This window comes from Candidatus Frackibacter sp. WG13 (assembly GCF_900114655.1).
Taxonomy (GTDB): domain Bacteria; phylum Bacillota; class Halanaerobiia; order Halobacteroidales; family Acetohalobiaceae; genus Frackibacter.
On record NZ_FOTT01000007.1, the window covers coordinates 91769 to 104223 of the forward strand.

The 12455-nt window shown below is 32.5% G+C and carries 15 protein-coding genes and 2 pseudogenes; 4 read left to right on the forward strand and 13 right to left on the reverse strand.

Annotation, left to right across the window (positions count from 1 at the left end):
- Window positions 1-49: 49 nt before the first annotated feature.
- From BM077_RS05610 to BM077_RS05655, 10 genes and pseudogenes are all read right to left on the reverse strand, one after another.
- Window positions 50-553, reverse strand: a complete 504-nt coding sequence (locus tag BM077_RS05610) for an SPOR domain-containing protein (RefSeq protein ID WP_176941650.1) — start codon at window positions 551-553, stop codon at window positions 50-52.
- A 443-nt stretch (window positions 554-996) separates the two neighbouring features.
- Complete coding sequence (locus BM077_RS05615; RefSeq protein WP_089748837.1) at window positions 997-2286, reverse strand: bifunctional folylpolyglutamate synthase/dihydrofolate synthase; 1290 nt, start codon at window positions 2284-2286, stop codon at window positions 997-999.
- Between the two features lie 173 nt (window positions 2287-2459).
- A complete protein-coding gene (locus tag BM077_RS05620) occupies window positions 2460-3143 on the reverse strand; it encodes a class I SAM-dependent methyltransferase (protein WP_089748838.1) in 684 nt (227 codons plus the stop codon).
- Window positions 3144-3218: 75 nt separating this feature from the next.
- Window positions 3219-3734 (reverse strand): annotated as a pseudogene (locus BM077_RS05630) (DUF2284 domain-containing protein); the annotation flags it as partial.
- A 103-nt stretch (window positions 3735-3837) separates the two neighbouring features.
- The gene (locus tag BM077_RS05635; protein WP_089748841.1) at window positions 3838-4128 is read right to left on the reverse strand and encodes an ArsR family transcriptional regulator; all 291 of its coding nucleotides are present in this window, start codon (window positions 4126-4128) and stop codon (window positions 3838-3840) included.
- Between the two features lie 20 nt (window positions 4129-4148).
- Entirely contained in the window at window positions 4149-4556 is a 408-nt protein-coding gene (locus BM077_RS05640; protein WP_089748842.1) for a methyltransferase domain-containing protein, read from the reverse strand.
- 120 nt (window positions 4557-4676) lie between these two features.
- Window positions 4677-5156, reverse strand: a complete 480-nt coding sequence (locus BM077_RS05645; RefSeq protein ID WP_176941652.1) for a methylated-DNA--[protein]-cysteine S-methyltransferase — start codon at window positions 5154-5156, stop codon at window positions 4677-4679.
- Window positions 5157-5332: 176 nt separating this feature from the next.
- Window positions 5333-5527, reverse strand: a complete 195-nt coding sequence (locus BM077_RS05650) for a cyclase family protein (RefSeq protein ID WP_255361575.1) — start codon at window positions 5525-5527, stop codon at window positions 5333-5335.
- Window positions 5528-5605, reverse strand: a pseudogene (locus BM077_RS13985) (cyclase family protein); the annotation flags it as partial.
- Between the two features lie 382 nt (window positions 5606-5987).
- Complete coding sequence (locus BM077_RS05655) at window positions 5988-7073, reverse strand: Fic family protein (RefSeq protein ID WP_089748844.1); 1086 nt, start codon at window positions 7071-7073, stop codon at window positions 5988-5990.
- Window positions 7074-7484: 411 nt separating this feature from the next.
- Here BM077_RS05655 and BM077_RS05660 point away from each other — a divergent pair, with 411 nt between their 5' ends.
- Together BM077_RS05660 and BM077_RS05665 are read left to right on the forward strand one after the other, a co-directional pair.
- A complete protein-coding gene (locus tag BM077_RS05660; protein WP_089748845.1) occupies window positions 7485-7709 on the forward strand; it encodes an AbrB/MazE/SpoVT family DNA-binding domain-containing protein in 225 nt (74 codons plus the stop codon).
- Window positions 7706-8098 carry a type II toxin-antitoxin system death-on-curing family toxin gene (locus BM077_RS05665; protein ID WP_089748846.1) on the forward strand — a complete coding sequence of 131 codons (393 nt, stop codon included), beginning with the start codon at window positions 7706-7708 and terminating at the stop codon, window positions 8096-8098. The genes BM077_RS05660 and BM077_RS05665 overlap by 4 nt, the downstream gene beginning before the upstream one ends.
- Before the next feature lie 374 nt (window positions 8099-8472).
- On the opposite strand, the gene BM077_RS13990 is transcribed toward BM077_RS05665, so the two are convergent.
- On the reverse strand, window positions 8473-9171 hold the full coding sequence (locus BM077_RS13990) for a group II intron maturase-specific domain-containing protein (protein ID WP_445082262.1): 699 nt from the start codon (window positions 9169-9171) through the stop codon (window positions 8473-8475).
- A 16-nt stretch (window positions 9172-9187) separates the two neighbouring features.
- On the reverse strand, window positions 9188-9937 hold the full coding sequence (locus BM077_RS13995; protein ID WP_255361576.1) for a reverse transcriptase N-terminal domain-containing protein: 750 nt from the start codon (window positions 9935-9937) through the stop codon (window positions 9188-9190).
- A 918-nt stretch (window positions 9938-10855) separates the two neighbouring features.
- On the opposite strand from BM077_RS13995, the gene BM077_RS05675 reads away from it, so the two are divergent.
- On the forward strand, window positions 10856-11245 hold the full coding sequence (locus BM077_RS05675) for a HEPN domain-containing protein (protein ID WP_255361577.1): 390 nt from the start codon (window positions 10856-10858) through the stop codon (window positions 11243-11245).
- Window positions 11221-11559 (forward strand): nucleotidyltransferase domain-containing protein, encoded by a 339-nt coding sequence (locus tag BM077_RS05680; protein ID WP_089748847.1) that lies wholly within the window; start codon window positions 11221-11223, stop codon window positions 11557-11559. Before BM077_RS05675 ends, BM077_RS05680 begins: the two co-directional genes overlap by 25 nt.
- A gap of 176 nt (window positions 11560-11735) precedes the next feature.
- On the opposite strand, the gene BM077_RS05685 is transcribed toward BM077_RS05680, so the two are convergent.
- Window positions 11736-12455 (reverse strand): reverse transcriptase domain-containing protein (locus tag BM077_RS05685; RefSeq protein ID WP_255364342.1); only part of this gene is annotated, 720 nt, incomplete at its 5' end.

Consider the following 12455-nt stretch of genomic DNA (forward strand, 5'->3'; position numbering starts at 1 on the left):
TTCCTGCCCTAAAATAGAAAAAGCCCACCTTTTGGTGGGCAGTAAAATTTTAATGTGATATAAAGACCGGAAATCCATCTTCTTTTAATTCTCTTCCTAATTTAGCCGCTGCTTCTTCAGTCTCAAAGGCACCTACTTGTACTTTATAAGGATTCTGAGAAGTAATGTAAGCTGAATACCCTATAGATTTCAATTTTTTAACTAATCTTGTAGCATTATTTTGATTATTAAAGGCGCCTACCTGGACTACAAATAAATTATCACTTCCTTGTCTAACTTCTGGTTGACTATTTAGTGTTGAAGTTTGTGCTGTGTTGGAATTATTTAAATTCTGCTCTTCTTCCTTTTTCTCTTCTAATTTACTCGTATTAATCTTCTCTTCTAAAACAACCTTTTCACTAGAAACATTCTGAATTCCATCTTCAGGAGCAGTAACATACTCGATCATCCAACTACCTAAAAAGTAACCGACAACACTGGCTAAAAGTGACATGCAAATAACCATAGCTGCCAGAGAAAAGCCCGATTTCATTCTGGACCTATCAAACTTCATAAGCACCACTTCCTTCATTAAAGATTTTTAATCATCCTATTCACTTATCAGTTTATATAACCCCCTTTACTTATTAAAAATATTATCGGCTAAATAAACTTAATGTTTATAAAGGTTCATAAACCCTTATATTTTCGTTCACCTCAACCATATTTGAAATCTAGGTTCTTGCATAATCAATTGATACCGCCTACGAATTCCGCAACGACTTCCATAAATAAAACATGGGTTGTTTTCAAACTCCCTAACGGTCAAACAGAAAACAACTTTAACCATGCTTTATTTACTCCAGTCTGCTCCATTCTAAATGGCTAACATCAATCGATTATGCGCGAAGTCTAAATTTTTAGCCGATAGTACTCTACTGACATTAATCGTAGTTGAATTATTTAAGTTATACTCCTTAAAAAGAGACCGTTACTAGAATACTATGCACCTTGTCTTTAATTTATTATATTTTTTACTAAAAACTTTCTAGCTTCTGCTACGGTATATAATGAGCCACTGATACTAACTAAATCTCCTACTTCTGCATCTTGAATAGCTTTCTGCACAGCATCTGATATATTAGGGATTACTTCTACCGTCTGTTCTTCTTTATTCAAAAGTTCCGCTACTTTATAAGGATCAGCAACCCGTTCATTAGTATTCTTAGTTAGAATCACCTTATCTGCCAATGGAGTTAATATCTCTACCATCTTTTCGACATCTTTATCACCCAAAATACTTAGAACTAAAGTTAATTCTTGATATTCTAAATCCTCTGCAATTACTTTTTCTAATTCTTGGGCGCCTCCTGGATTATGTGCTCCATCTAAAATAACTAATGGCTCTTCTCCTAGTAGTTCTAATCTTCCTGGCCATTCTACTTTTTCAAGCCCCCGTTTAATAGCAGAGAGACTAACTTTAAACTGCTCGGGCAATGCTTCTATAATACCTAAAGCCATACTTAAGTTTTGGCATTGGTACTGTCCTAATAAAGGAATCCTTAACTCTCCGTAATCTTTTTCTCCCTTAACTTTAAAACACTGCTTTTTTAAACCTTTATCTCGCCTCTCTACTTTTAAAGCAGAATTAACATTAATTAAATCCGCGTTCCGTTCTGCACAGATCTCCTCTAATTTATTCAAAGCTTCTTTATCCTCTACAGCAGTTACTAAACTTCCGTTTTTCTCAATAATACCTCCTTTTTCGAATGCTATTTCTGCCATAGTATCACCTAAATATTCGGTATGCTCTTGACTAATATTAGTTATTGCTGAAACTAAGCTCTTAGCAGCATTAGTAGCATCTAATCTACCACCTAGTCCTACTTCTAAAACTACTATATCTACCTGCTTTTCAGCAAAGTATTTAAAAGCGATGGCAGTAACAACCTCAAAAAATGTAGGATGCCCTAACCCATCGGCTTCAATCTTATTCAAATATGATTTTACTTCTTCAGTTATTCTTTCTAAAGCTTCTGGCTCCATATACTCACCATTAATACGCATTCTTTCATAAAAGGATATAATCTCTGGTGAATTATAAGTACCTACTCGATAGCCGGCTTCAGTTAAAATCGAACTAACCATTGCTGAAGTTGAACCTTTACCATTAGAACCCCCGATATGAATTACAGCAAATTCGTCTTGTGGATTATTTAAATAATCTAATAGTACCTCTACTCTTTCTAATCCTGGATTAATCCCAAACTTACTTAAACTATTTAAATATTCAACTGCTTTACTCATTATTTTCACTTCCTTTTTTGTATTTAAGATCCTTGCACAATTAATTATGCAATAAATTTCTTTATTTAATTATTAATTCTAGAGATAATTTAAAAAACCTTGTGATAATAAATAAGAAGTAGTCAATAAAAAATCGTACTCCCTTTAACTGAGTACGATGTAAAATATAAAAATTAACTTTTGTTTCCCTTCTTTTTAAGCGTGACTTGAAATAGCTTTCTTGGAAGACCTCCCTCTTCAAACTCATCGATATCAACTATCTCAAATCCTTTTGCTAATTCTTTTACTTTTTCTTTACTAAAGAAATGAACGATAAATCCACCTACTTCATACATATCTTCTCCACGATGGACTCCTGTGCCATAATCAGAATCATTTGTATTCCTAGCTGTATATATATTGAATCCACCAGGTCTTAACACTCGCCTAACTTCATCTGAAAGAAATTTTAATTCCTGAGTGGTAAGGGCCATGCAATACAACATATGAGAGTAACAACAGTCAAAGCTTTCATCTTTAAAAGGAAGAGGGTCTCTAACATCATGACAACTTGCATTAATTAATCCTGACAACCCCATCTTCCGGGCTTTTTCATTTATTGTCTCAACCCCACTTTCACAATAGTCCAATACATAGACCTCAAAACCATTTTGAGCAAAGAAAATAGTATCTCTTCCCTGTCCACCACCAAGTTCAAGAATCTTCTTTTTCCCTTCTTTTTCAAAAATTTTTGCTGCTTTTTGAGCGGAAATACTTGGGGCTGTACCAAACATATCCGTTCTTTTTGTAAATGTATCTTCCCAATGTTGATTCTGTTTATTTAAAAGTTCTTTTTCCAACGATTTGTTTTCTTTCAATTACTTACCTCCTAACAAAATATCGTTCTCTGTTTAAACAAATTTTTCTTGATAAATATCATCCTTAAATAAATTTTAATCTAGAAGAACAAGCGCATAGTAGTTCCATCTTCCATAAGTTTCTTTTTTAGTGTCAATTTCAAAGCCATTAGCTCTTACAGTCTTATAAACATCTATACCACAAGCCTCCATCATAGGTCTAATATTAGTCTTTGTCTCCTCATTTGCTTCAGACTCATCCTGAGTCTCTCCACTAGGTTGTCATGTAGAGCCACTATTCCCAAAAGGAAGAGAAATTAAAGCAAAAGCTTTATAATATCCTTGGTTAACTGCTTCATGTTCGAGCTTTACAGCTACTTTAGAAAGAGCTGAACCTTTAAGACCATGAATTAATAACGCTTTACTATATTCTTTAAGTAACTCCTTCATCTCTTCAACACCTGGAGCTAATGGGCGATGAGATGCATCTTCATCATAAAGTGAACAGCCATATTGACATTTCAATTGTACCCAGTGACCAACAGTAATTGTCTCTGTATCTATTATCTTTGCTTCTTCTGCACCTAATTCAAGCGCCTTATTTATAAGGTCATTAAAGCCAACACCTAAATGTTCACTCATAGTATCACTCCCTCATTATAGGTATATTCTAGACTCTAGACTAAAATCCCTTTCCATTTTAATCCTAATTATCTCAATCAATCCCTTTAAAGTCACAATCTTCTAAGTTTTTAATTTCTATTTTAGTAGTATATTCGCACGTTACTAAATTATTAATCATCTTTTTATACTGTTGAAAAATATCTTCTTTTAAACAATAACAGACCCCTGGTCCATCAATAATTCCTTTTATCCAGCCAGCTTCCTTAAGCACCTTCAAGTGTTGAGAGACTGTAGATTGAGAGATTGATAACTGGTTAACTATACTTCCGACTATACAACTTTCATCCGAGGGTAGAGTTGCTAATATTTCAATTATTTTAATTCTATGTGGATGGGATAATGCTAGGGTAAATCCTCTATCTGGCCAAGTTTAAATTCAACATTATTAATTTCATTCTTTCTTGCATTCTCCTCTGCCTTTTCAATCATCTCTGGTGTCATATCTATTCCAATCACTTTGCCCTCTGCCCCTACTTTATTTGCTGCTAAAAAAGCATCAAAACCTGCCCCTGAACCAAGGTCTAATACAACTTCCTTCGCCTCAAGATTGGATAAAGCAATAGGATTTCCACAGCCTAAACCTAAATTAGATTCATCGGGTATAATCTTTAATTCTTCTTGAGAATAACCTAATGCTTTAGCAAACTCATTACTATTTGATCCACAGGTACCACAAGTACAATTTTCTTCGCCTTGAGCTACCTTACTATAAGCTTCCTTAACAATTTTTTGAACCATTTTTTCATCCATTTTACCCCTCCTGACTAATCTTATTATACTCATAAAAATGTGCACCCTTTCATATTCAATTTCTATAACTTTCATTAGACATCCTTCTTAGCAAAAATAACAAGATTTGTTGCTGTTGTTTCAAATCAAGGAGCTTTTCTCATGTTCCAAAAGCCATTTCTTACGCCATACCCCAGCTCCATACCCTCCCATTTTACCATTGCTTCCTACTACTCGATGACAAGGTATAATAATTGCTATATTATTTCTATTGTTAGCATTTCCTACTGCCCTACATGCATTTTTATTTCCTATGGCTATTGCTATATCTTTATATGATAAAGTCTTTCCATATGGAATTTTGATCAGTTCATTCCAAACATCATTCTGAAATTCGGTTCCATTTATTCTTAGTGATAGATCAAACTCTTTTCGTTCCCCTTTAAAATAATCATTTAACTGTTTTTTGGCTTCTATTAATATGGGTTCCGATTTTTCCTGATATCTTCTTTCTTCAATGAAATGTAAATTAATTATATCTCCTTGTGCAGACTGAATTTCCAACAGTCCAATCGAAGAATCGAAATATGCTACATTTTTTTCAATAGTTGCTTTATTCATATATTTATCCTCCATTACAATTAAAATTAATAATAAAGATAATTATCATCCTTTTAGCTACATAATAATGTTAATTTTCTTTCTAACAGTTCTTTTCAGCAAAGATAAAGACATCTGTTGTTACTGTTCCATCTTCTTCTGGATAATCTTGCTTATATAATTTGAATTCATCTGTATTACTCTAAAATTTCCGCAAAAGCTCTAATTGATAAAGCCGCAACATTTTTAGCTTTCAAAGGAACTGCAAAAAGTCTAAAGTTTTCCCCATGTAATTCTTCTAACCCTGCTAAATTCTCTACTATAAGAATTTCATTCTTAAGTAATAGAGTATGAGCAGCACGTTTCATGTTTCTTGAACTATCAATATTCAATATGTCTACCCCAACAAGTTTTACTCCTTCATTAATTAAATATTCTATTAATTCTTCTGATATATAAGGATATGAATAATATTTATCTTCACAAAAATGTTTATAATAACTCTTATCTTAGATGCTTGAATTTGGGGACTGTATTTAACTACATTTGTTTAGTAGTTAGGTATCTACGTAATAATTATACTAATAATACTTAAAAGTATTCCAGAAAACGCACTAAGGTATAACCTACGTATATAAATTCGGCCTTCTTTTATAGTTTGACTTCTTATAAGTTTGATTCCAAAGAATAATATTATGATATCTGTTAGAGAAATAATGATTAGATAACTAATTCCAAATAACTCCCAAAAGAAAGGCAGAAAACTTAATACTATCTCAATAACAAATAATAAATTAGATGTCGCTAATCCTGTGTTATATGATGTATCATCTATCGTTTTGACCTTGACTTCTAACGTAATAAATCAAGTAAATTATAATAATAATATTTTCTATTTCTCATTTTATTATCAGAGTATATAATCTGCTCTTCTTCCAAAATAGATAAATATCTTCTGCATGTAGAGTCAGGAATTCCTGCTAATGAACTAATCATTTTTACATTAAAAATAGGTCTTTGAAACATACTCTTAATAAGATCGACTACATTAGTACTATTAATTAAATCCATTGTCTTCTCTAAGTCTTTTTCATAAAGCTTATCAATTTCTTCAATATTGTTAATATTTTTTAATGCTTGTTTATTTATACTTTCCAAGAAAAACTTTATCCACTCATCCCAATTTTCTTTCTTTCTAGTTCCATTAAGTAATCTATAATATTTATACTTATCTTTTTCTAACGTTTCACTTATAAATAAATTAGGAAAATCAATCAAACTAACATCATATAAATACAGTGGAATCAAAATACGCCCTATTCGACCATTCCCATCTAAAAATGGGTGAATAGTTTCAAATTGAGCATGGATAATTGCAATTCTAACCAAAGGATGTAAATCATCATTAGGTTCATTTATATATTTTTCTAAATTAGACATACAATCATCTACTAACTGTGGTTCTGGTGGTACAAAGGTTGCTGTTTTCATTGTGCAACCTTCTGGACCTATAAAGTTTTGTATTGACCGATATTCACCTGGTGCTCTACTTTCACCTCTTACACCACCACTTAATAATATTTGATGAAGTTCTTTAAACATTCTTGTTGAAATAGGTAATCTAGATAAAGCCCGCTTGCCATACTGCAAAGCTTCATAGTAATTTAATACTTCTTGAGCATCATCATTTTTTTCTTTTTTATCAATATCAAATTCTAAAACTTCATCAAAAGTAATCTGTGTCCCCTCTATTTTAGTTGATTGAACTGCCTCTTGTAAACTCAGTGGAGTAATAAGAAAATCTTTATTTATTTTTGACTTTTTCAACATTACCTCATACTTCCCAACATTAGTATTAGCAGAAATCAACTCATCATAAAATTCTAAAGGATTTATGTAATCGTCTATTGGTAATTCAACTGGCACAAATGGTTTCATATTAAAATCATCTCCTCAATTTTATTTTCAACTTATATATATTATTATAATACATATTGTTATAATGGTCAATTATTTTCAAAAAATACATTATTGAAAATAAATTAAAGAGTAAAATAGTTTTAGATGCTATGTCAGATAACGTCCCTGGTGTTTACGACGCTCAATAAAACTCGTCCAATTTCAATTTAGCATAGCAATTACAATTATATACCAAACTAATCTTGCATAAGTCATTACCAAGATCACTATTATGCACTATATCTAGTGTCGTAAATGGCATGTTATATGACGTTTTGCTTTCTCTTTATTTTCAACTAAGTCAAGTAATCTCTAATTAATCCTTTTTAATTATTATTTTTGTTGCATATTATGTAATACAAATGTTATAATATAATTGAGGTGATACTTATGAAAACAATAAAACTAAGAAAAGTTGGAAATAGTTATGGCTTTACTATTCCCAAAGAACTCATGGAAAAATACAACTTAAAAGAAGGGGAAGAACTTCATGTCATTGAACAAAATGAAGGATTTACTCTAACCCCTTATGATCCTGAATTTGAAGAATGGACTGAAAGTTTCAAAAGGACAAATAAAAAATATAAAAACACACTAAAGGCACTATCAGAATGAAAAATATAAATTTCCTTCCTAAAGATGCAATTCTACATTTTCACGAACAGCTCATTCAACTCTATGGCGGTAGTCTTGGAATAAGAGATGAACAACTGTTAGAATCAGCACTTGAACAACCTAAAACTACTTTTAATGATTCTTATTTACATAATAATATTTTTAAAATGGCAGCAGCATATGGATTTCATTTATGCAAAAACCATCCATTTGTAGATGGTAACAAAAGAATAGCGCTTGTTGCTATGGATGTATTCCTTCAAAAAAATGGTCACGAAATAACCGCTTCAGAAAAAGAGACATATAAAATAATAATTGCATTATCTTCTGGTGAACTTTCAAAAGATGAACTGACAAATTGGTTAAAAAAGAATACTACTTCTTTATAACTTCTTGGTAGTATATATCAAGAAGTTTTTTATTTTAGTGATAAACTGCAAACTGAAATATTCAAAATTCAAACTGACACAAGTGTTATTTTACTAATAAAATCAGGTAATTACAGTTTATAAGTAGAGAATTACATTTTTATCCTTTAAAAAGTCTACTAACTAATAACCTAAATTTCAGCTACAAATCAAAAAGATAAAATATTTATAATTTAAAATTCAGATTAAAAGCTCTATCTTCTATAAGCAAAAGTCTGGTAGGTCGGGAACCTTTCGGTTCCTTTCCCCCATCAGAACCGTACTTGAGCCTTTCAACTCATACGGCTCAAGCTACCCAACACCAACCTCTGGATTGGCAGCAATAAATTAAATCGTTAATTTAGCTTAAGTCTTCTATTACGATAATAATCTTCATACTCCTGCAAATAAGGGTTAGCGGCAAACTTTATTAATCTATGCCTTGTAATTTTCGTGTCACTTGCAAATATTAATCTTTCGTCTTCTGTTGCAAATATCCAACCACGAGTATTACTAGTTTGCCAATATCTATCTTTTATCCACTGCTTTGCTCGTTTGGGATGTCTTCTTTTAGCCCAACTCCACAATGCTTGAAAAATATCCCGATCTAGTTTTTGATAACTTGCTTTAGAACAGGCACTGCTGTGATAATTACACCACCCTCTAATTACTGGATTCAATATTTTAATCAATGTATCTTGATTTTCTGTGTTGTTCTTTTTGATTAATTCTCTGATTCTATTTATTATCGAGTGATAAGCTTCTTTGGCAGGTTTTATTAACAGTTTCCCACTGTATTTTCTAAAGTTCCAACCTAAGAAATTAAATCCCTGACTAATATGTGTTATTTGCGTTTTTCTTCTGGAGAGTTCTAGACCTCGTTCATTTAAGAAGTCCTCGATTAATTCTTTTATCTCTTCTAAAACTTCTTTGCTTCTTGCGGTAACTGTAATATCATCTGCATACCTTACTAGATTTACTTTATCATTGTTATGTCTTCTATTTATCGTTCCATTTGGGTTTGTCCAGTAATTTTTCTTTAGCAGTCTTACCATTCCATCTAGCGTCATATTAGCTAAAATTGGAGATATTATTCCCCCCTTGGGGAGTTCCTTCTTTGGTCGGGAATAGCTGTTGTTCCTGAATGTAGCCTGATTTCAGAAATTGGTTCAGTATTTTCTTTTCCATTGGAATATTTTCTTTTAACCATTTGTGGCTTATATTATCAAAACAGCCTTTTATATCAGCTTCTAATACCCACTGAGCTGACACTTTTCTGCCCAGTAGCTTAAAGAGATATTCTTTAGCATCATCACAACTTCTGTATTTCCTGAAGCCAAATGATATTCTGTCTGCTTTAGTTTCTGCTATAGGGTCTAAAGCAAGAGCATATAGAGCCTGCATTGCTCTATCGTACATTGTTGGTATCCCCAGCGGTCTTTTCATATCTGGGGTCTTATCTATATATATTCTTCTCAGCGGTTTTGCTCTGTATCTTTCATTGGTTAGTTTCAAGGCACTTTTGTATTTCGCAGCCGGAGTAGACCATATTTTACCGTCTACCCCCGGCGTTTTCTTTCCCTTATTTGTCGTTATTTTTCTTACTGCCAGTAATTTTGCGAAGTATGAATTTGTTAGTAAATATTGTAATTTCTTTGCTAAATTATCTTTACCTTTCTTTATTGCTTTGGCAATTCGCGATTGAAGTTTATTAACCTTCCTTTTTACTAATCCCCAGATTATTGTTTCCCAGGTTCGACTAGCTTCTGTGTGGTCTATGGTCGTCCACTCATATTGAGTTATTTGGCTTGCCATATTCATAAAGTTTCAATCCTTTCCTGCCTTAGGTAACCTTCTCTGGAAGTCAGCCTCCTTTCAAAGTAGGGCAAATTTTGAACCCTTATTCATCTTTTTACAAGATGACCTTCGCTTTTTCCAGTCTCCCATGCCCTCTAGATATTGTGTCACGAAACATAATTGACCTACCTGTTTCCAGGAACCTATTGGGTTTTCCCAGTTCTGTAATCTAGCCAATTCACACCGCCTTAGGCTCTACCTTTACTCCGAAGATTTTAGTCTATTTGTCAAGCAATACGAAAACTTACTTAACCTAATCTCCTACCTTTTGGTTACAGTGTATCAACCCCGTTTCACTGCTCACGTTTGACGAAGCTTTCAGTAATTCACATGTGTTAGCCTTTACGGTATATTTACTCTAGCAGGCACTCATTTTAGGGTTAGTAAGATATTCCACATTGTCTCTCCCGCTTAGCACAAATCCGTTACCAGAAATGCACCGGAAGATAGAGTCATTCCAAATAGAATGAATGGCTCAAAAGTCTCTCGACTTAAGCAGCCCAGAACACAGCTTATCCCTATTATTTCAACGGCTGGTCGCACTTTCATATAACGTTCCTGGTATTTACGACGCATCATCAAATCTCATCCGACTTCAATTTATCACAGCACTTACAATTGTATAACCCGAACAGTCTTACGTAAGTTATTACTAAGACTGCTATTATACACAGACTTAGTGTCGTAAATGGCATGTTATCTGAAGTAGCCGCCTCCCCCCACTTTTTCATTAAAAATTCAACACCTTCTTATCTAAAAATAGTCAATATTCTTCCATTGTTACAAATATTGGAATCTTAGTTCACTTTAGCTAAAATTTATGTTATAATAAAATTAATAAAAAGTATTATGTCATAATCTCCTTACTAGGAGGGAATTCAATTGACTAATCAAAAAAATTATTGGCTTCAAATTTCAGAATATGATTTAGAAACTGCAGAATCAATGTTAAATTCAAAGCGATATCTTTATGTCGGATTCATGTGTCACCAAGCTATTGAAAAAATACTTAAAGGTATTTATACAGACAAATTTAATAAAGTTCCTCCAAAAATTCATAATCTAGCAAGATTATTAAAGTTAACAAATCTAGATGAAGATATACCAAAAGACCTTTTAGACATTTTAAATGAATTAAATCCTTTAAATATCATTACTAGGTATCCTGATCAAGAATTAGAAATAATGAAAGAACTAGATTATGACTATTGTTCTACTTTACTTAAAAACACAAGGAGGTTATTCAAATGGCTAAAAATAAAGCTAAAATAAATAAGAAAATTGATGAATATATTGAAACTCTAGAGCAAAATGTCACCATAAATAAAGCAATCTTATATGGTTCATGGGCAAATGGTAATCCTCACGAATATAGTGATATTGATTTAGCCATTTTTTCACCTGACTTCGGAAAAAATAAACTTAAAGAATTACAATTACTTTCAAAAATCGCATGGGAAGTAGATTCATCAATTGAAGCTATCCCATATTCATCTGATAAATTAAATACTTCTGATCCAACCACTTTTGTATATGAAATTCTTGAGACAGGAAAAACAGTTTATGATAGAACTTCTAAGCATTAATCTGCTGGGAAGTTCTTTTTTTGCTTTTATATTTCTGTTTATGTATTAAACCCACAAGGCGGCTATTTCAGAGTCACGGTAGGAATGTTAGTTACCCAACATCCCCCGCACAGATCCCAGCGTGCGAGATTATCGCACTGGGCTCTTCAGTAAATATTCGCTTCCGTAGTCAAGCATTAACTAAACTCAAATTCTAACTGGTTTATCTCCATTATCCTCGGTTTTAATATTCTATACCTTTCTAATACTTTATCAAATTCCTGCCAGTTAAAGCTACGTCTTTGACTTCTTCGATTTAACCACTTATATAGTATTCTTTTTGTTATTCTATAAAATTGATTAAGACTTTCATAGTTCCCTATTATCCCATAGTAATTATAATATCCTCTTAGTTTTGCATTCAAATCACTAAACAAACTTCTGAGTCGCTTATTCCTATTTTCTTTGCACCACTTAGTAAAATTCTTAAGTGATTTTCTTAGTTTCTTGCGTGAAGTTCTCCTTTTAATTATGTCCTTACCTTTCCTTGAAGTTCCCCAACGCATCTCGAACCCTAGAAATTCAAAGCTATTATTTTCATATTTACGGAATCTAGAGAAACTGATTATATTTGTCTTTTCCAATGAAAGTGCTAGACCAAATTTATTTAGCCTCTTTTGTAACATGTGATAAAATCGTTCTGCATCTCTTTTGTACCTAAAAGCACAAACAAAGTCATCAGCGTAACGACATAGATGGGCTTCACCTGCACATTCTTTCTTAACTTTTCCTATAAACCAGATATCTAATACGTAGTGTAGATAGATATTTGCTAGAATGGGACTTATTATGCCACCTTGAGGAGTTCCTGTAACTGGATGAATGACTTGTCCATCTTCTTTTAATATCCCAGCTTT

Bases quoted from the DNA above. Each gene is read 5' to 3' on its own strand.
- BM077_RS05610 (WP_176941650.1), bottom strand. From the start codon at position 553: ATGAAGTTTGATAGGTCCAGAATGAAATCGGGCTTTTCTCTGGCAGCT.
- BM077_RS05615 (WP_089748837.1), bottom strand. From the start codon at position 2,286: ATGAGTAAAGCAGTTGAATATTTAAATAGTTTAAGTAAGTTTGGGATT.
- BM077_RS05640 (WP_089748842.1), bottom strand. From the start codon at position 4,556: ATGGATGAAAAAATGGTTCAAAAAATTGTTAAGGAAGCTTATAGTAAG.
- BM077_RS05645 (WP_176941652.1), bottom strand. From the start codon at position 5,156: ATGAATAAAGCAACTATTGAAAAAAATGTAGCATATTTCGATTCTTCG.
- BM077_RS05655 (WP_089748844.1), bottom strand. From the start codon at position 7,073: ATGAAACCATTTGTGCCAGTTGAATTACCAATAGACGATTACATAAAT.
- BM077_RS05660 (WP_089748845.1), top strand. From the start codon at position 7,485: ATGAAAACAATAAAACTAAGAAAAGTTGGAAATAGTTATGGCTTTACT.
- BM077_RS05665 (WP_089748846.1), top strand. From the start codon at position 7,706: ATGAAAAATATAAATTTCCTTCCTAAAGATGCAATTCTACATTTTCAC.
- BM077_RS13990 (WP_445082262.1), bottom strand. From the start codon at position 9,171: ATGGTAAGACTGCTAAAGAAAAATTACTGGACAAACCCAAATGGAACG.
- BM077_RS13995 (WP_255361576.1), bottom strand. From the start codon at position 9,937: ATGAATATGGCAAGCCAAATAACTCAATATGAGTGGACGACCATAGAC.
- BM077_RS05680 (WP_089748847.1), top strand. From the start codon at position 11,221: ATGGCTAAAAATAAAGCTAAAATAAATAAGAAAATTGATGAATATATT.